The sequence below is a fragment of the Photobacterium jeanii genome (assembly GCF_001650345.1).
Taxonomy (GTDB): Bacteria; Pseudomonadota; Gammaproteobacteria; order Enterobacterales; family Vibrionaceae; genus Photobacterium; species Photobacterium jeanii.
The window spans coordinates 144,790-163,458 of record NZ_LVHF01000025.1 but is presented as its reverse complement, the minus strand read 5'-3'; the positions used below and the strand labels follow the sequence as shown (position 1 = coordinate 163,458).

16 protein-coding genes and 1 pseudogene are annotated in these 18,669 nt (G+C 47.5%); 2 read left to right on the top strand and 15 right to left on the bottom strand.

Annotated elements, in window-relative coordinates:
* Nucleotides 1–61 precede the first annotated feature (61 nt).
* Nucleotides 62–1,012: a phosphoserine phosphatase gene (serB, locus tag A3K86_RS11555; protein ID WP_068331077.1), complete on the bottom strand. Its 951-nt coding sequence runs from the start codon at nucleotides 1,010–1,012 to the stop codon at nucleotides 62–64.
* A gap of 286 nt (nucleotides 1,013–1,298) precedes the next feature.
* On the opposite strand from serB, the pseudogene A3K86_RS11550 reads away from it, so the two are divergent.
* A pseudogene (locus A3K86_RS11550) lies at nucleotides 1,299–1,911 on the top strand (YtjB family periplasmic protein); the annotation flags it as partial.
* 133 nt (nucleotides 1,912–2,044) lie between these two features.
* Here A3K86_RS11550 and deoD read toward each other — a convergent pair.
* The 14 genes from deoD to ubiT form a co-directional block, all read right to left on the bottom strand.
* Nucleotides 2,045–2,764 carry a purine-nucleoside phosphorylase gene (deoD, locus tag A3K86_RS11545; RefSeq protein WP_068331073.1) on the bottom strand — a complete coding sequence of 240 codons (720 nt, stop codon included), beginning with the start codon at nucleotides 2,762–2,764 and terminating at the stop codon, nucleotides 2,045–2,047.
* Between the two features lie 119 nt (nucleotides 2,765–2,883).
* Entirely contained in the window at nucleotides 2,884–4,104 is a 1,221-nt protein-coding gene (locus A3K86_RS11540) for a phosphopentomutase (protein ID WP_068331071.1), read from the bottom strand.
* 12 nt (nucleotides 4,105–4,116) lie between these two features.
* On the bottom strand, nucleotides 4,117–5,466 hold the full coding sequence (gene deoA, locus A3K86_RS11535; RefSeq protein WP_068331069.1) for a thymidine phosphorylase: 1,350 nt from the start codon (nucleotides 5,464–5,466) through the stop codon (nucleotides 4,117–4,119).
* A 146-nt stretch (nucleotides 5,467–5,612) separates the two neighbouring features.
* The gene (gene deoC, locus A3K86_RS11530) at nucleotides 5,613–6,386 is read right to left on the bottom strand and encodes a deoxyribose-phosphate aldolase (RefSeq protein ID WP_068331067.1); all 774 of its coding nucleotides are present in this window, start codon (nucleotides 6,384–6,386) and stop codon (nucleotides 5,613–5,615) included.
* 360 nt (nucleotides 6,387–6,746) lie between these two features.
* Nucleotides 6,747–6,920 (bottom strand): XapX domain-containing protein, encoded by a 174-nt coding sequence (locus tag A3K86_RS11525; protein WP_068331065.1) that lies wholly within the window; start codon nucleotides 6,918–6,920, stop codon nucleotides 6,747–6,749.
* Nucleotides 6,921–7,509: 589 nt separating this feature from the next.
* The gene (locus A3K86_RS11520) at nucleotides 7,510–8,775 is read right to left on the bottom strand and encodes a NupC/NupG family nucleoside CNT transporter (protein ID WP_068331063.1); all 1,266 of its coding nucleotides are present in this window, start codon (nucleotides 8,773–8,775) and stop codon (nucleotides 7,510–7,512) included.
* Nucleotides 8,776–8,993: 218 nt separating this feature from the next.
* Nucleotides 8,994–9,818 carry a TatD family hydrolase gene (locus A3K86_RS11515; protein WP_198160422.1) on the bottom strand — a complete coding sequence of 275 codons (825 nt, stop codon included), beginning with the start codon at nucleotides 9,816–9,818 and terminating at the stop codon, nucleotides 8,994–8,996.
* Nucleotides 9,805–10,011 (bottom strand): hypothetical protein, encoded by a 207-nt coding sequence (locus tag A3K86_RS22490; RefSeq protein ID WP_084406581.1) that lies wholly within the window; start codon nucleotides 10,009–10,011, stop codon nucleotides 9,805–9,807. Before A3K86_RS22490 ends, A3K86_RS11515 begins: the two co-directional genes overlap by 14 nt.
* 53 nt (nucleotides 10,012–10,064) lie before the next feature.
* Nucleotides 10,065–12,173, bottom strand: a complete 2,109-nt coding sequence (glgX, locus tag A3K86_RS11510; protein ID WP_068331061.1) for a glycogen debranching protein GlgX — start codon at nucleotides 12,171–12,173, stop codon at nucleotides 10,065–10,067.
* A 148-nt stretch (nucleotides 12,174–12,321) separates the two neighbouring features.
* Nucleotides 12,322–13,902 carry a peptide chain release factor 3 gene (gene prfC / locus A3K86_RS11505; protein ID WP_084406580.1) on the bottom strand — a complete coding sequence of 527 codons (1,581 nt, stop codon included), beginning with the start codon at nucleotides 13,900–13,902 and terminating at the stop codon, nucleotides 12,322–12,324.
* 239 nt (nucleotides 13,903–14,141) lie between these two features.
* Entirely contained in the window at nucleotides 14,142–14,588 is a 447-nt protein-coding gene (rimI, locus tag A3K86_RS11500) for a ribosomal protein S18-alanine N-acetyltransferase (protein WP_068331057.1), read from the bottom strand.
* Complete coding sequence (locus A3K86_RS11495) at nucleotides 14,578–14,979, bottom strand: DNA polymerase III subunit psi (RefSeq protein ID WP_068331055.1); 402 nt, start codon at nucleotides 14,977–14,979, stop codon at nucleotides 14,578–14,580. The genes rimI and A3K86_RS11495 overlap by 11 nt, the downstream gene beginning before the upstream one ends.
* A 194-nt stretch (nucleotides 14,980–15,173) precedes the next feature.
* Nucleotides 15,174–15,677 carry a GNAT family N-acetyltransferase gene (locus A3K86_RS11490; protein ID WP_068331053.1) on the bottom strand — a complete coding sequence of 168 codons (504 nt, stop codon included), beginning with the start codon at nucleotides 15,675–15,677 and terminating at the stop codon, nucleotides 15,174–15,176.
* Complete coding sequence (ubiT, locus tag A3K86_RS11485; RefSeq protein WP_068331051.1) at nucleotides 15,667–16,188, bottom strand: ubiquinone anaerobic biosynthesis accessory factor UbiT; 522 nt, start codon at nucleotides 16,186–16,188, stop codon at nucleotides 15,667–15,669. Before ubiT ends, A3K86_RS11490 begins: the two co-directional genes overlap by 11 nt.
* Before the next feature lie 252 nt (nucleotides 16,189–16,440).
* Here ubiT and A3K86_RS11480 point away from each other — a divergent pair, with 252 nt between their 5' ends.
* Nucleotides 16,441–18,480, top strand: a complete 2,040-nt coding sequence (locus A3K86_RS11480) for a sensor domain-containing protein (protein ID WP_068331049.1) — start codon at nucleotides 16,441–16,443, stop codon at nucleotides 18,478–18,480.
* Nucleotides 18,481–18,669 lie beyond the last annotated feature (189 nt).

Here is an 18,669-nt window from a genome sequence, read left to right as displayed (position 1 = left end):
CGTTGTCATTAGTAAGGCACTGTATTTTAAAAGGAATGGAATAGGTAAGAGGCGTTATCCGTTACCAACTGATCCCTTGCGGTAATAACGAGGCTGATAAAATACACATCACGCCCCCCAGATCGGCAAAACGAACTGCGGCACTGGCTTGCGCTTCCACTTTAGGCTTGGCGTGATACGCAATGCCCAATCCAGCAGCTGTCATCATCACCAAATCATTCGCTCCATCGCCAACCGCCACCGTATTATGAGGGGCAATATCGAAGTGCTCAGCAAGCTCTAACAGCACATTGGCTTTGGCTTGTGCATCCACCACATCACCAGCCACTTCACCGGTTAGCTTGCCGTTTTCAATCGCGAGGTTATTGGCGTAAGCATGGACCAACCCTAACTCTTGCTTGAGGTAGTCGGCAAAGTAAGTAAAACCACCCGAGGCAATCGCCACTCGCCAGCCACACTCTTGTAGAGCTTTCACTAACTCTCGCAGCTCGGGCATCAATGGGAGTTGCTCTCGTACTTGCGCCAGAATCGCTTCATCAGCCCCTTGCAGGGTTGCCACTCGCTGACGCAAACTTTGCTCAAAATCTAACTCCCCTTGCATCGCTCGCTCGGTAACGGCGGCAACTTGCTCACCAACACCCGCTAATTTGGCAATTTCATCGATACACTCGATTTCAATCGCGGTCGAGTCCATGTCCATCACCACCAGCCCAGGCTCACGGAGATCGGGCAAATCAGAGGTGGCAACAAAATCGATCTCATGGTCGATAATGGCTTGTTCAAGCCGCAAATGAAGCGGATTTTCAATCAATACCGCATCGTAATCACCAACTTTCCAACCCGCCACCACAGATAAATACTCGCCCGCTTGATCGCCTATGGTCTCGATCATCATTGGCGAAATAACACGCCCATACAGCAAGGTCGTCGCTTTTTGCTTTAATAAATTAGGGGTTCCGATCATCTCGGGAAAGCGTTGCTGCAACGAGATATGTTTTCTGATTTTTAGCACGACTCATCATCCTTGTTGAAGTAGTTATACCTTTAGCGACACCAAACAAAAACGGGGCTCGCCAAGGGTATAAGCACTGCACTTATTTATGTGTTCAGCCTCTCTACCATAACCAAATTTCTGGAGCAGAAAAACTCCCTAACAAGTTATTCAGTGAAGGTGTTTGGGATTTCTACCGCTTTGCTAAAACGCTGGTATACTGCCTACAACACCAAATTACCCCATGATGGCGCTATTCGCCAAATTTGACCGCTAAACGAAGTGGCGATGAAAGGGATGTACGACCATGATGAAATTTAAAACCACACGATTTAAGCGTATCTGGCAAGTCTTTGTCTTGGTTGCTTGTTTGGGTGGCATTATCGCGATGCTGGAATACGGCTCGCAACTCAATCAGCGCAACTATCAGATGCTGGGCGAGCAAACCCAAACTTTGTCGCGCATGCTTGTAAGACAGGCCGCAGAAACTGCAGTGGATGATTTAATCGATAAAAACCAAGACAAACTGCAAGTGTTGGTACAACGATTATCAAACGATCCGCTGATCTTAGACGCAACTATTTACGATCTTGAAGGTCGCACTGTGGCGCGCACCGAAGAAGCCATGCCAGTAGAGCAAGTTACTGGGCTATCGACGCCGCTGTCTGTTGCGAGTTATGGGCGCCAGCAAATCATCGAACCTGTGCTGTCGAGCAATCAAGTGATTGGCTTTTTACGCATCACCCTTGAGCACGGCAAACTGGTTGAACACGCCACCAATGAAATCGAAGGTATGACCAATATCGTACGTGGTTTAGTGATCGCCGCCCTCTTTATTGGCTTCTTGCTTGCGATGACCTTTGCCCGCCGCAAAGACATGTGGCACTCACCGTTTTTATTAACGGCAAACGCAAAAGACTNCCGCAAAGACATGTGGCACTCACCGTTTTTATTAACGGCAAACGCAAAAGACTAGAATTTCATAGATAAAGAAAACCCCAGCTTATGCGCATAAGCTGGGGTTTTGTATTTAGGGGGAAATCAGAATAAAGCTTATTCTTTGTCGCCTAGTAGTACAGACTCTAGTGCGATTTCCATCATGTCGTTGAACGTTAGCTGACGCTCTTCAGATGTTGTCGCTTCACCGCGTAGGATGTGGTCAGACACAGTACAGATAGTCAGAGCTTTAGCGCCGAACTCAGCCGCTAGACCGTAGATACCCGCCGCTTCCATTTCAACACCAACGATGCCGTATTTCTTCATTGTTTGGAAGAAATCAAAATCTGGGTTGTAGAACAGATCTGCCGAGAAAATGTTACCCACTTTCACGTCAACGCCTTTCGCTTTTGCTGCTTCTACTGCGTTTTGCACCATGCCGTAATCAGCTAGTGCTGCGAAATCGTGACCACCGAAACGAAGACGGTTTACTTTAGAGTCAGTCGATGCACCCATACCGATCACAACATCACGTAGGTTAACGTCGTCGCGTACTGCACCACAGCTACCAACACGGATGATTTTCTTCACACCAAAGTCTTTAATTAGCTCTGTTGCGTAGATTGAGCACGATGGGATACCCATACCGTGACCCATCACAGAGATCTTACGACCTTTGTAAGTACCTGTGAAACCTAGCATGCTACGAACATTACATACTTCTTTCGCATCTTCTAGGAAAGTTTCTGCGATGTATTTTGCACGAAGTGGGTCACCAGGCATCAGAACTACGTCTGCAAAATCACCCATCTCAGCGTTAATATGTGGAGTAGCCATAGTTATTTCCTTATGTTGCAACAAGCTCGTGGCTCATTGGCGAATTGGGGTTCGCTGTTTCAGTCACTGTTATAAATCATAGGCTGAAACAGCGAAGATTCTTTGATCTTACGCCGAACTTATAAGAACGACTTACCGTATTCCATGCTTGACACACCGTGGTGCTCAGCGATGGTTTGACCGATATCAGCAAACGTCTCACGACGACCTAGTGAGCCCGCTGGCACTTTAGGACCAGTTACAATTACAGGGATGTGCTCACGAGTGTGGTCTGTACCTTCCCATGTTGGATCACAACCGTGGTCCGCCGTTAGGATCAGTACATCGTCTTCTTGTAGCAGTTCAAGAATTTCAGGTAGACGCTTATCGAAGTACTCTAGTGCTGCTGCGTAGCCCGCAACATCACGACGGTGACCGTAAGCAGAATCGAAATCCACAAAGTTAGTGAATACGATGCTGTCATTACCCGCTGCTTTGATTTGCTCTAGCGTTGCTTCAAACAATGCTGGGATACCTGTTGCTTTCACTTTCTGAGTGATACCGCAACCTGCGTAGATATCAGAGATCTTACCGATTGAAATAACGTCACCGTTTTTCTCTTCAACCAGTTTTTGCAATACGGTTGGTGCTGGCGGCTCGATAGACAGGTCACGACGGTTACCTGTACGCTCGAATTGACCTTTGCCAGCGCCGATGAATGGACGCGCGATTACGCGGCCAATGTTGTAGTCTTCCAGCTCTTCGCGCACAACTTGGCATAGCGCTAGTAGGTTATCTAAGCCGTAAGTTTCTTCGTGACACGCGATTTGGAATACCGAGTCAGCAGAGGTGTAGAAGATTGGCTTGCCCGTCTTCATGTGCTCTTCACCAAGATCATCCAGTACTTGCGTACCTGATGCGTGGCAGTTACCTAGGTAACCCGGTAGGTTGGCACGTTCAACAATGCGATCTAGTAACTCTTGTGGGAAGCTATTGCTGTGATCGGTGAAGTAACCCCAATCAAACAGCACAGGTACACCAGCAATTTCCCAGTGACCTGACGGGGTATCTTTACCCGACGACAACTCTTTCGCGTGACCGTATGCGCCTGTGATTTCCACATTCGCATCCAAACCTTCAGGGAAGTAACCTGATGATTCTTCACACGCTTTACCCAAACCTAGTTTGTTTAGGTTAGGCAGTTTTAGCGCGCCGCTACGCTCACCGTTGTCTGCTTCACCACGCGCACAAGCTTGTGCGATGTGACCCAAAGTATTAGAGCCAACGTCACCGAATTGGACGGCATCTTCGGTGGCACCAATACCGAATGAATCAAGTACTAGGATTATTGAACGTTTCATATTGACTCCAAATTAAACATCTTCTGCGCGAACGCGACGATAAACTTCTGGGGTTGCTTCTGGTTTTTGCTCAGAAACCGTGATGGATTCACGTACCGCTTTCGCCGCTTCTTCCCACTGAGCTTCAGTACGTGCGTGTACCATTGCTAGTGGTGTATCTGCATACACTTCATCGCCAAGACGGATCATATCGCTCAAGCCCACTGCATAATCAATGGTATCTGAAGCAATACGACGACCACCGCCCATGCCCACAACAGCCATACCCAAACCACGGGTATCCATTGCTGATGCAAACGCAGTGTTGCCCGCCAATTGAGCTGGGTCTGCAAATACAGGTTTTACAATTTCAGCGCGGTCTAGGTAGTTGTCATAGTTTTCCATGAAATCTGCTGGGCCACCTAAGCCTGCCACCATTTTACCAAAGCGCTCGGCTGCTTGGCCGTTATCAAGTACCGCTTGCAGCTTAGTACGCGCTTGGTCTAAATCTTGTGCTAATCCACTGATCAGTAGCATTTCCGCACACAGTGCCATAGTCACTTCAAACAAACGAGGGTTACGGTATTCACCTGTTAGAAATTGCACCGCTTCGCGCACTTCTAAGGCGTTACCTGCTGTTGAAGCCAACACTTGGTTCATGTCAGTTAGTAGCGCGGTAGTGCGCGTACCCGCGCCGTTCGCTACTGCTACAATCGAGTTCGCTAGCTCTTCTGATGCTTCATAGGTTGGCATGAAAGCACCGGAACCAACTTTTACATCCATCACTAGCGAGCCAAGGCCTGCCGCCAGTTTTTTCGACAGGATAGATGCAGTGATCAATGAAATATTATCTACCGTTGCTGTGACGTCACGTGTTGCGTACACACGTTTGTCAGCTGGAGCTAGATCGCCTGTTTGACCGATGATGGCAAAGCCAGCTTCTTTGGTCACTTGACCAAATACATCGTTAGTTGGCGTAATGTTGTAACCTGGAATTGATTCCAACTTATCTAGCGTACCGCCGGTGTGACCAAGACCACGGCCAGAAATCATAGGAATGTAACCACCACATGCCGCAACCATTGCGCCTAGCATTAGTGATGTTACGTCGCCCACACCGCCTGTTGAGTGTTTATCAACGATTGGGCCATCAAATTCCATGTGGCTCCAGTCAATCACCATGCCTGAATCACGCATCGCACATGTTAGTGCTACACGCTCGTCCATGGTCATATCGTTGAAGTAAATCGCCATCGCGAACGCAGCAATCTGACCTTCAGATACAGTGTTTTTCGCAATACCTTGGATGAAGAAGTTAATCTCGTCCGCAGTTATTACGATGTTGTCACGTTTTTTACGAATAATTTCTTGAGGTAAGTACATAATTTTTGCCCCTGTTAGGTTGGGATGTAGGGTGCACGCTTCGTGAATTTTAAGTGTATTAACCCGGACGCTACGAATTTCACAGCGTCTAACAAGTTACAAAGCGTGGGAAATCAAGGTGGCGGCTAGCGCCACCTCATAAAGGCTTAGTAGCCGCCTTCGGCAGCTTTTTCGCCTTCACCTAACGTGTGAAGCAGGTTCGCTAGTAGGCTTGATGCACCAAAACGGTAGTGCATGTTGTCAGCCCACTCTGCGCCTAGAATGCGGTCAGCCATTGCTAGGTAAGTTTGTGCATCTTCAGCAGTACGAACGCCGCCAGCTGGCTTGAAGCCCACTTTTTCAGCTACGCCCATTGCTTTGATCACGTTTAGCATGATCTCTGCTGATTCTGGTGTTGCGTTTACAGGCACTTTACCTGTAGACGTTTTAATGAAGTCTGCGCCAGCGTTGATTGAGATTTCAGACGCTTTCTTGATCAGTGCTTCTTCTTTTAGTTCACCGGTTTCGATGATCACTTTAAGAAGAATGTCACCACAAGCGGCTTTACATTGTTTCACTAGCTCGAAACCAACTTCTTCGTTGCCAGCGATTAGCGCGCGGTATGGGAATACTACGTCTACTTCGTCTGCACCGTAGGCTACCGCTGCTTTTGTTTCAGCGACTGCGATTTCGATGTCGTCGTTACCGTGTGGGAAGTTTGTAACCGTTGCGATACGTACTTCTGGGGTACCTTGCTCACGTAGTTGCTTTTTCGCAACTGGGATAAAGCGTGGATAGATACATACTGCTGCAGTGTTGCCTACGGCTGTCTTCGCATTCTTACAAAGCTCGATCACTTTTGCATCAGTGTCGTCATCGTTAAGAGTGGTAAGATCCATTAGTTTAAGTGCACGTAGTGCAGCAGCTTTTAATTCGCTCATGACTATCTCCAGAGTCCAGTTATCATTACTAAGTCAAACAGTTCACACAGTGCGAACTGCTCACTGAGCGGACTTGCTCCTTGAAGAATTGAGGTGCGTTTGGGCACTCAATCGACATCCTTTTTCACCGCGCAAGGTGGAGGGTTCACCTTGCTTACGCCATTCACAGCTGCGTGATAATTCCCATCACGTTTTGGGGAAGCTGCAATAGCAATCATCCAATCCAGATGATACATCCATCATACCAAGGTCAGAATGTCCACTCCATTAAAGTCGTGTTTCCTGATGTAGACAATGTGTTTACCACCGCTACCAATCTAACCTTGTGATTTTGTTTGTATTTTGTCGCGTTTTCTTCTGCTATCCCGAGAAGAAATGCGCCACAATCCACTGGTACGCTATCCCGCCAAGGTAAACGCCCACTATCCCCATGACCCCTGATAATACAGGTGGTGCAGGGATCGGTAACTTGATCGCTGAAAACAACATCCCGACGATAAACCCCGCCACGATAGACAAAACAACTTCACCCATCTTCGTCTCTCTTATTGCTTGCTAAGCCAACTATGAGTGTAGACTCAAAACCGCAACCAAAGTGACGACGAGAAATACGTGTTACCGAGATCTTGTTTGCTCTCAATGACAACCATAGTAAGTAATGATGGCATCCAGAAAAGGGAGCGCAATCGATTTTATGGCGATAAGTTTCACCCATATTGGTGTTTTTACTAAACCTGTTGATCTCCTTTGATATCAAGCACTCAGCAAGGCTCAAGGCGAGCTAAATCACACTTTATACTCAACACCTTTAGTTATAACGAAATACAAGAATACCCAGCAGAAACAATCCCCCTGAGGCATAAGCAAACAAAGAGCATCCGTCATTCCAAAACACCAACCCAATGCACCGAGCCAAAGCAAGCGCAGACTTATCGTAGATGAAGAGAAACAACCAAAAGAAAGAGAAATAGAAAGGCAAGTAGCGCGAGTTTAGTAACAAACAGGAACTAACAAACAGGAAGGGAGTATTAAGTGCAGGATGCTGGAAAACCCACAAGCGCCAGATACAAAAACGCCACGGTAAATACCGTGGCGTTTTAAGCGAGTGGCTGTTAGCCGATGATTACATCGCGTTTACAGCTACGAATAGACCAGCAATTGTCGCAGACATTAGGTTCGATAGAGTACCTGCCGCTACCGCTTTCATACCGAAGCGAGCGATGTCGTGACGACGGCTAGGTGCTAGACCACCTAGACCACCAAGTAGGATTGCTACAGAAGAAAGGTTAGCAAAACCACATAGTGCGAAAGAAATGATTGCTTCAGTCTTAGCAGAAAGAACAACTTCTGCGCCATCCGCTAGGTAAGGTGCGAAGTTTAGGTAAGCAACGAATTCGTTAACTACCAGTTTCTGACCGATGAAAGAACCAGCGATTGTTGCTTCTTCCCATGGCACACCGATTAGGAATGCAAGTGGAGAGAATACGTAACCTAGAATTAGTTCTAGTGTTAGCTCAGGCATACCGAACCAACCACCGATGCCACCTAGCATACCGTTGATTAGAGCGATTAGACCGATGAACGCTAGTAGCATTGCACCTACGTTAAGTGCTAGTTGCATACCAGAAGACGCGCCCGCTGCTGCTGCATCGATGACGTTAGCTGGTTTGTCGTCGCCGTTTGCGTCGTCGCCAGCAAGTTGCTCGATTGGCTCTTCAGTTTCAGGCTTGATGATTTTAGCAAATAGAAGACCACCAGGTGCCGCCATGAATGATGCTGCGATTAGGTACTCTAGAGGTACACCCATAGATGCGTAACCGGCTAGTACACCACCCGCTACAGATGCTAGACCACCACACATTACCGCGAACAGCTCAGATTGCGTCATTTTAGGTACGAAAGGACGGATAACTAGAGGAGCTTCCGTTTGACCTACGAAGATGTTAGCTGTTGCAGACATTGATTCCGCACGTGAAGTACCAAGTGCTTTTTGTAGACCACCACCAAGGATGTTGATTACAAATTGCATGATACCCATGTAGTAAAGAACGCTGATCAATGCAGAGAAGAATACGATAACTGGTAGTACACGCAATGCGAATACGAAACCGCCGCCACCGAACACTTCAAACATCTTATCAGACGTTAAACCACCGAATAGGAAGTTAATACCGTCGTTACCGTAGCTAATCACATTAGCTACAGCTTGAGACATACCATACAGTACGTCACGACCAACAGGCACATACAGAACAAATGCACCTAAACAGAATTGGATGGCAAATGCGCCACCAACAGTACGTAGATTAATAGCTTTACGGTTATCTGATAACAGTACTGCGATTGCTAGCAGCACAGCCATCCCAACCAGGCTCATAAACAGGCTCATAGTTTATGGCATCCTTTAGTTAAATTTGGCGTCTCGACAATTCGGCTCACTAATGAGTCCGGCGCATTATACTTATGCTCGGGCCGATAAAATAATGCCAACCTCACACTTTGCAAGGAAAGGATGTGAAAGTTTAATCTCAAGCGTGACTGGGATCACAATAGCATTAGCATTTTGCGCAATCGGTTAACGCAAACGTTTTTCTTTTGAGATCTAGCTCACAAAGGAATGCTGAAAAGTTCAGCACAAGTCAAGGAGGTCGCCCTTGCTATTTCTTGTTCAGATTCCGTTCTGAGTGCCGCCAAGCTGTGCAATATATTACGAAGTCGGTCAGGACGATTGGGTTGTCCCTGAAAACCGGCAACAGGCATATCGGGTGCATCGGTTTCGAGCAGTAAGGCTGCCAATGGCAACTTAGTCATTGTAGTGCGAGTTTTATGCGCACGACCATAAGTAATGGTCCCTCCAACGCCAATTTTGATACCTAGATCAAGGAGTTGAACCGCTTGTTGATAGCTGCCACTAAACGCATGGTATACGCCACCTCGTTTGGGTGGATTTTGTCTCAATAATCTAACAAGCTCAGGAAAGGCTTTGCGACAGTGCAAGATAATCGGCTTGTCGAAACGGTTAGCCAATGCTAACTGCCCTTCTAACCATGTTTGCTGTTGATGACGATCAGCATCAGGGATCGCAAAATCCAGTCCACACTCACCAACAGCTACACACTGCGCATTGCTCTCTGCACGCTGCAAAGCGTGTTCGAGTGCAATAAGTGGTGTCTCACCGTGCTCTGCACTAAAGAATGGATGTAAGCCAAGAGCGAAATAAATATTCGGAAACTGCGCAGCAAGCTGCTCCAGCGTTTGCCAATTGCGCTGTCCGACAGCAGGCACCACTAACTGAGTGACCCCTTGTTGCTGCGCCAGCGCTAAGTAATGAGCAGGATCTTCGGCAAACGGGGCAAAATCAAAATGACAATGGCTATCGATCAAGCCATTAATCACCTCGTCATTTGGGTGTTTAGGCTCATTGGTGCTCATTACGACGCTCCGCTGATGATGAAGCGGGAACAGATGAACAAGATGATCTCTGATTATCAGGATGGCGCGGATCATCGCTATCGTAACGCACAGGCGCACAACAGCGACGGTTTTGCTCCGTTAACCCTATTCGTTGACACCAAGCATCGTAGCTGGCTACCGCCTGCTTTAGCCAATTCGCTATCGTTCCCACCTTTCCCTCTCTTGTTTTCGTCTCAGCATGATGTGCTTATCACCTTAACGGTTTCATTTCGCTACCATCACTACCATGCTGCGACCTGTGACCACCACGCTATTGTCCGCATAACGTGGCGCCTCATCAACAGAATAGATGTCACACGGGCTTGGCGCAGCGGTATCAATCACCAAGTGCCAATCCGTTTGTTCACGATCAGGAATGGTAAACTCGAGTGGATCCCAGTAGGCGTTGCACACCACGTACAATTCATCGTCGGTTAATGGATGGTTCACAGTCAGCGCCAAGGTGTGCGAACGCTCGCCCCAATCAGGCTGATGAGGCTCAATGCCGTGCCAGCAAATCTCGACCGAATCGAGTACCGAATTGAGCGAACGGTGCATGTTCCAATCTAGGGTCGGCTCTTTACTACGTAATTGACTGAGCATTGAGACAAACCGATAGAGATCAGCATGTTTGTCCACTAGCTGCCAATCAAACCAACTGAGTTCGTTATTCTGACAATAAGCATTGTTGTTACCTTGCTGAGTACGACGCACCTCATCACCCATATTCAGCATCGGCGTTCCCAGCGATAAGAACAGGGTTGCGAGCATGTTTTTACACTGACGATGGCGTAACGCTTCAATTTCCGTGACCGTGGTGGGCCCTTCGACGCCATAATTGCAGGACAAGTTATGGTTATCGCCATCACGGTTATGTTCACCGTTATCCCAGTTATGTTTCTCGCTGTAACTCACCAAGTCATTGAGAGTAAAGCCGTCATGCGCACAAATGAAATTCACCGAGCGGTGCGGTGAGTGATGCTGACAACCATAAATATCAGGCGAGCCTAAAATCCGCGATGCAAAACGACTAACGGTATGGCTATCACCACGCCAGAATGCGCGCACATCATCTCGGTATTTTCCGTTCCATTCGTTCCAGCGGTCACCAATAAACGAGCCCACCTGATACAAACCTGCCGCGTCCCACGCTTCGGCAATGATCTTGGTACTGCTTAAAATCGGATCGGAGTCTATCGACCACAACAATGGCGGCTGACTCATAGGCTGACCATCGCTATCACGCGCCAATACCGAGGCTAAATCAAACCGGAAGCCATCCACTTTCATCTCAGTAACCCAGTAATGCAACGCATCGATGATCATCCGGCGTAACACGCTGTGGTTAGCATTACAGGTATTGCCACAGCCACTGTAATTCGCGTATTGCCCCGTTTGTTTATCAATCAAGTAATACGCCGGGTTTTGCAGCCCTTTGAAACAGAACGTGGGGCCGTTTTCATCCCCTTCTGCTGTGTGGTTAAACACCACGTCCAGAATCACTTCGATCCCGGCTTTATGAAGCTCGCGTACCATGGTTTTGAATTCATTGATCGCCGCAAGTGGGTCTTGCTCAACGCTATAGCCAGAGTGCAAAGCAAAGAAGTTGATCGGGCTATATCCCCAATAATTTTCACGTCCTGGAGGCGCATCAGAGAGATCGAATTGCTGCACTGGCATCAACTCAACTGCTGTTACCCCTAGCGATTTTAAATACGGGATCTTTTCAATTACGCCAGCATAAGTACCCCGCTTTTCTTCACTCACCCCAGAGTTTGGATGACGGGTAAAACCCGCCACATGCATTTCATAGATCACGGTATCGGTGAGCGAATGACGCGGCGATTGCGTGCGCTGCCAATCAAACGTCATATGATCGACCACCACACTTTTCATACAGGCATCCATGTTAGAACCTGCCTGAATAGCGCGCTCACGTTGGTAATCTTCGCTAAAACACAATGCATGGCTGTATGGATCCACCAGCACTTTTTCCGCATCAAATCGTAAACCGGCTTCAGGTTGCCATGGGCCATCAACTTGGAAAGCATACACTTGGCCGTGACCAATATTGCCGATAAACACAAACCAATAATGGCCGCGCTTATGGATGGTGGAGTTCAGATCAAAAGACAGAAGCGGCTCACTATCGTTGCGATCTTTAAACAAATGCAGCACAACCTTGGTCGCATGTTTGGAGTACAGGCTAAAATTCACCCCGTGTTTTTGCACTGTCGCCCCTAGGGGATAGGCCTTACCCGGCCATGAATAAATCCCTTTTTCTTGCGATGGTGTCGTTACTGCCGTCGTTTGTCTTTCGGTTACCACATCCATGATCGCCTCCCAGAGCGCCTCTCAAAGCAAACAAGTTGCATACTGCAGTAACTATATACCTCCCGAAATCAGAGACAAAAAAAAAGCCGTCACATCGGTGACGGCTTTAGCAAATTATCTGAGCAGCTTATTCAATAAGCGCTAACGATTAGTGCTCGCGAGTCGCACGGAAATCGATCTCAGGGAAACGCTCACGCGCTAGGTTCAAGTTAACCATAGTTGGTGCGATGTAACTTAGGTTATCACCACCATCCAGCGCTAGGTTTTGTTGGTTCTTACGCTTAAATTCTTCGAATTTCTTCGCGTCGTCACACTCAACCCAACGTGCTGTAGCGACGTTTACGCTCTCGTAAATCGCTTCTACGTTGTACTCGGCTTTTAGACGTGCAACAACCACGTCGAACTGAAGCACACCAACCGCACCTACGATCAGGTCGTTGTTTTGTAGCGGACGGAATACCTGTACCGCACCTTCTTCAGAAAGCTGTACCAGACCTTTAAGCAGCTGTTTTTGCTTCAGTGGATCTTTTAGGCGAATACGACGGAATAGCTCCGGCGCAAAGTTCGGAATACCCGAGAATTTCAGTGCTTCACCTTGAGTGAAGGTATCACCGATCTGGATCGTACCGTGGTTATGCAGACCAATGATGTCACCCGCGTAAGCGTGCTCTGCACGAGAACGGTCACCCGCCATGAAAGTTACCGCATCAGAGATACTTACGTTTTTGCCAGTACGCACATGATTCATCTTCATGCCTTGGCTGTAAGTACCCGATACGATACGCATAAATGCGATACGGTCACGGTGTTTTGGATCCATGTTTGCTTGGATTTTGAATACGAAACCAGAGAATTTCTCTTCGGTCGCTTCAACACTACGCTCAACCGCTTGGCGAGTTTTCGGCGCAGGTGCCCATTTGGTTAGACCGTCTAGCATGTGGTCAACACCAAAGTTACCCAGTGCTGTACCGAAGTAAACAGGCGTTAGTTCACCCGCTAGGAATAGGTCGTGATCAAACTCAGGACACGCACCAATCACAAGCTCAAGCTCTTCACGTACGCTTTCTGCTAGATCTGCACCAACTGCAGCATCAAGATCAGGGTTATCTAGACCTTTGATGATACGTACTTCTTGGATTTCGTGACCATGGCCTGATTCGTACAGGATCGTTTCGTCACGGTGGATGTGGTAAACACCTTTAAACTCTTTACCACAACCAATCGGCCATGAAATAGGGGCACAAGCCATACCTAGCTCGCTTTCTACTTCATCTAGCACTTCCATTGGATCACGAACGTCACGGTCCAATTTGTTCATGAAAGTAACGATTGGCGTATCACGCAGACGGGTTACTTCCATCAGTTTACGTGTACGATCCTCGACACCTTTCGCGGCATCGATAACCATCAAACATGAATCAACCGCCGTCAGCGTACGGTAGGTATCTTCCGAGAAGTCTTCGTGTCCTGGGGTATCCAGTAGGTTCACCAAACAATCGTTGTAAGGGAACTGCATTACAGACGTAGTTACCGAGATACCACGTTCTTTTTCCATCTCCATCCAGTCAGACTTAGCGTGCTGGTTAGAGCCACGACCTTTTACCGTACCGGCTTTTTGGATCGCGTTTCCGAATAACAATACTTTTTCGGTGATGGTGGTTTTACCCGCATCCGGGTGAGAAATGATAGCAAACGTACGACGTTTACCCACTTCTTGTAGAAATGACATAACGTTGATAATCCTGTTAGAGATTTCAATAGCAGATCAAGCTTGGCATCACGCCCTTTGCTTGATCCGAGAATGAGTTTCTGTGCCTGCTGAGCAGGGAGTCATAAAAAACGTGAACCGTAATTACATCTCAACCTCTTAGCAGTGCAGAATCTGACAAGCGCACCTGCGCAGGAAAGTGGCGGAATTATACGCAAAGTCACAGCAAAGAAACAGCCATAACCTTAGGTTAACTACCGCTACATGATCATGTAGGTCATGATCAGCGCATCTTCGCGCCCATTTTCAGCAGGGTAATAGCCTTCACGGCGATTAATTTCGTTAAAACCGAGCGCCTCATACAAATGATAAGCACGGGTATTACTCGCTCGCACTTCAAGCCAAATTTCTTCAGCTTGTTGGGCTTTCATCTGTTCGATAAAACCGTCGAGTAACAACTTACCGTAGCCTTTGCCTTGCGCTTGAGGATCAATCGCAATGTTTAGCAAAGTTGCTTCACCGGCCACCAGCTGACCAAAGCAGTAACCGACGACGGCATCATCAACAGTCAGAGCATAATTACATGCGCGTTTACTTGGCTCAGCACGAACCATAGATTCAGACCAAGGAAAGGCGTGAGCAGCTTGCTCGATCTGCCACACGGCATCTAGATGATGGGTGGCTAAAGGAACCATTTTAGTTGTCATAAGAACAGATTTGTTGCCACAAGGCTTTCTTTGCAGTGGGATTGGTATGCATGGTTGCTAAAGCATCAGAGTTCAGCACTTGCACACCCGCAGGTGCCGCCACTTCACAGCCCGCAAACCAACACCACACCAATTGATGCTGACCAAGCTGATCGACCGCACTCGGCGGTAGCATCAAGGCTTGCTCAGAGGTTAATTTCATACTTTTGAGGATCCGACCAAACAGCCACGCATCGTGTTCATTTAACGGATCGGGCGTGACAAAAAGAAGTTGGCAATCATCGGGTAAATTGATCACTGGCACTTCAAGCGCAGGAAAACATGCTGGCTTACGAATTTGCCAGTAAGTTAATCCCATTTCTTGCAACACCTGAATATCTCGTTGCTTCATGCCGACGCGTCTCACTCATTTAGGTTTGATTGAAATTACAAGGGCGGCAATGCTATCAAATTAGGCGTAAGCCACCAAGCTTATGGCTATACCACCCCATAGATTATTGCGCTAGATACGAATAACACAAAGCCACCCGAAGGTGGCTTTGTATTCACATCACTGTCGAGTTATTACCGTACTCAATAAACGAATTACAGCGCAGCAAACTCTGAGGTGTACTCAACCTGACCTTGCAACTTACACAAAGTATCAGGTAGCAGCTCTTGCACCATAAAGGCATCAGCAGGTACTTCCCACTGGCAAGTTAAGCCGTGTTCCGCTGCCGAGGCAAAGCCCGCTTTGTGATAGTAAGTCGGATCGCCCAATACCACTACCGCCGGGTAACCCAATTCAGCCAACGTCTCTTTAGCTTCCGCCATCAGAGCCTGACCAATACCTTTACCTTGGTGCTCAGGTGCTACAGACAAAGGCGCCAAACCTTGCCAGCCGTTATCTTCACCAGCCACGGTGACTGGGCTAAAAAAGATATGACCGATCACTTCGCCTTCGTCGCTACACGCTACCAAAGACAAAGTACGGTTGCCGTTTTCACGCAGTGCCATTACTAATTTGGCTTCCGCTTCTGTCGGAAACGCGCTTTTCAATAAACGATCAACAGGCAAAATGTCGACAGGCGCCTCAGTTCTAATGAGCATTCACAACCTCTTGTCCAGCCGCCGCGTCTTGCATTCCTTTTTGAATGAAATCCGCTGACTGCTGCAGTAAAAATTTAAGTGGTGCTGGCAAGGCGTCTAAATCGATGCTGTCCATCAGATTTTTCACTTCCAGACCTAATTCGGTATCCCCTTCAATGCGAAGACGACGCTGGAAGAATAATGTATCTGGGTCTTCCTTACGAGCAGCAATCAACACTAAATCGTTGCATTCCCCACTAAAGCTCACATCTTCTTGCTCAACATGTTGAGAAACCACTAATTTTTCATCTTGGAAGCTGATATACCACTTCAGACCAAGATCACGCACTTCAACTTTTAACCAGCGGTCTTCTAGAAACTCAAAGTCACCATCGTCCAATGCTTCTTTAAATACTAGCGATAACGCTTCTAGCATCATTTTCTTTTGCACCGCAAATGGCATTGCTTGCGCTGGTATGCGCAGTAAAGCAGGACCATGTTGAACCATGTGTTTACGAATTTGAGCAATCACAGATGTGTTTTCCTCTGCTAACTGAGTTATATAAATAAAGGGGAATATTAACTCGGAAATATCCAAAATTCCCACAAAAAATGGCTTTCATTGTAGGCACACCGATTTATAAATATCATGCCTTGAGTCAAAAAAAAGCGAGCTATCACGGGAAAGTTTAGCTCTTCGCCCTTCGAACAAGGTATAGTAGGCAAAATTGTGTTATAGACTTTCTTCTTACTTCCCCTCACTGAGATAGGTTACTCCAGAACGATGCCAACAGAGCAACTGACTTATTGGTTTCCCCTGCTAACAGACAACAGTCCGTTCCTTTTCGCTGTCCTCGATAAAAGCCACAACTACCTTGTGGTGAACAATCGCTACTGCGAATTAAGCGGGTACAGCCGAGAAGAATTAGTTGGCCGTGGCGATAAAGAAATTCTGGGGCAGGCTTTCTACCAAACGCTGGCACCCTATTACGAGCGCGCTTTCAATGGCGAGGCCGTTGAGGGCGAAGTCGTATTAGACGATAACCGCCACGAAACCTCGATGCACTTTAGTATTACGCCGTTAAAAAATGATAACGACGAAGTGCACTACGTGGTGCTGCACTCGGCTGATACCTCTGAGCGTCAGATGTTAGTGAAGTCGCTCGAAGAGTTAGAGCATCAGTTAAATCAACTCCACGATGCCAGCAGTGATGGGATCTGCGTGGTTGAAAACAACATTGTGCTATCGGTGAACCAGCGCGCTGCGAAAATGTTGGGCTTTGGCGCCGCTAAAGATCTCCTTGGTGAAGACCTAGGACGCATCATTTTCGATATGCAGACCCAACGTCTCCTGGGCGCGCAGTTAAGTCAATTGCCACTCAGTGAGGCGCGCCGTTGTTATATCGGTCCGGAAGCAACACCAGATACCACCTTTTTGTTATCACTGAGCGATATCACCATGTTGGGATCTCCAGCTAAACTGGTGATGCTACGCACGCCAACCGATAACCGCCTGCCTCAAGGGCAAATCGATCAGCTAGTCCAAACCGATGCGTTAACAGGGCTTAATAACCGTCACGGTTTCACCCGTAAACTCGAAAAGCTGATCGCCAGTAACACCCCTTTGGTGATGCTGTACCTTGATATTGATAACTTCAAAAACATCAATGATTCATTAGGTCACCACATTGGCGATCGTGTGCTACAAGAGATCTCGCAGCGCTTGCGACAACTACTGCCTGAAAACGCTGTTATTGGCCACTTAGGTGGCGATGAGTTTGGGATCTTATTGCAAAATCCTGAGCACGATCGAATTGGTGATCTGATCTCGCAACAGATCATCGCGCTGGTCAGTCAGCCGTTTAACCTTCATCACTTTAGTAAGCATATCGCTTGCTCGATTGGCCTCGTTACCTACCCAGGGAACGGTAACGATGCCCGCATTTTGCTACAAAATGCCGACACTGCGATGTACGAAGCCAAAAACCGTGGTCGCAACCGCTTGGTGAAGTTTGATGAAAGCATGAACAAAGAAGCGCGAATGCGTTTATGGCTGGAAATCGAGCTACAAAAAGCACTGCAAAAAAATGGGTTAGAAGTATGGTATCAACCAAAGGTCAATGCCAAAGACTTTTCTATCGATGGCGCGGAAGCTTTAGTGCGCTGGAAACACCCGGTTGAAGGCTATATCAGTCCAGCCCAATTTATTCCGGTTGCCGAGCGTTCTGGCCTAATCGAGCAGCTCGGCCGCGTAGTAATGCGTGAAGTCTTCACCACGGTGTGCGAGTGGAAAAAACAAGGGCTGCTGCAAGGGCGCGTGGCGATCAACTTATCGCCGCAGCAATTTGGCAACCCTAAGCTGATCCAGTTTATCGACAAGCTCCGCAAGAGTACGGGCATTAATCCGTCAGATATCACGTTCGAGCTAACCGAAAGCGCAATGATGAACGACGGTGATCACGCAATCCAAATGCTGAAAGCGATCAAAAAACTCGGCTTTGCATTATCGATTGATGATTTTGGTACTGGCTACTCTTCGCTATCGTACCTTGCACGTTTCCCGCTTGATGAACTTAAAGTCGATCGCGCCTTTATTAAAGACATCGAATCTGTGCCTAAACAGGTTACCTTGATTGAAAACATCATCAATCTAGGTAAGTCACTCAACATGAGTGTGGTGGCTGAAGGGGTCGAAACCCACCAGCAAGCCACCTTGCTGTCGAACCTCAATTGTGACTCGATTCAAGGCTTCCATTTCTTCCGTCCGCAACCGAAACACGAACTCGAAGCCCTGCTGCTGAAAAACAGCCGTCGCAGCGCTTAAAATTACAGCAGATCAGCACAAAAAATTGTCCTAAATCAAGAAAAACCTGCCTGAAATCAAAACTTACGGGGGCTAAGCCCCCTAGTATTTGCTCCTATCAAAACTGAAAACATATATTGAGCAATCGCTTTTTATGCCAACAGCGCATAAAAGGTTTATCTTGATATCCTCTATTCATCAAGCACTGGT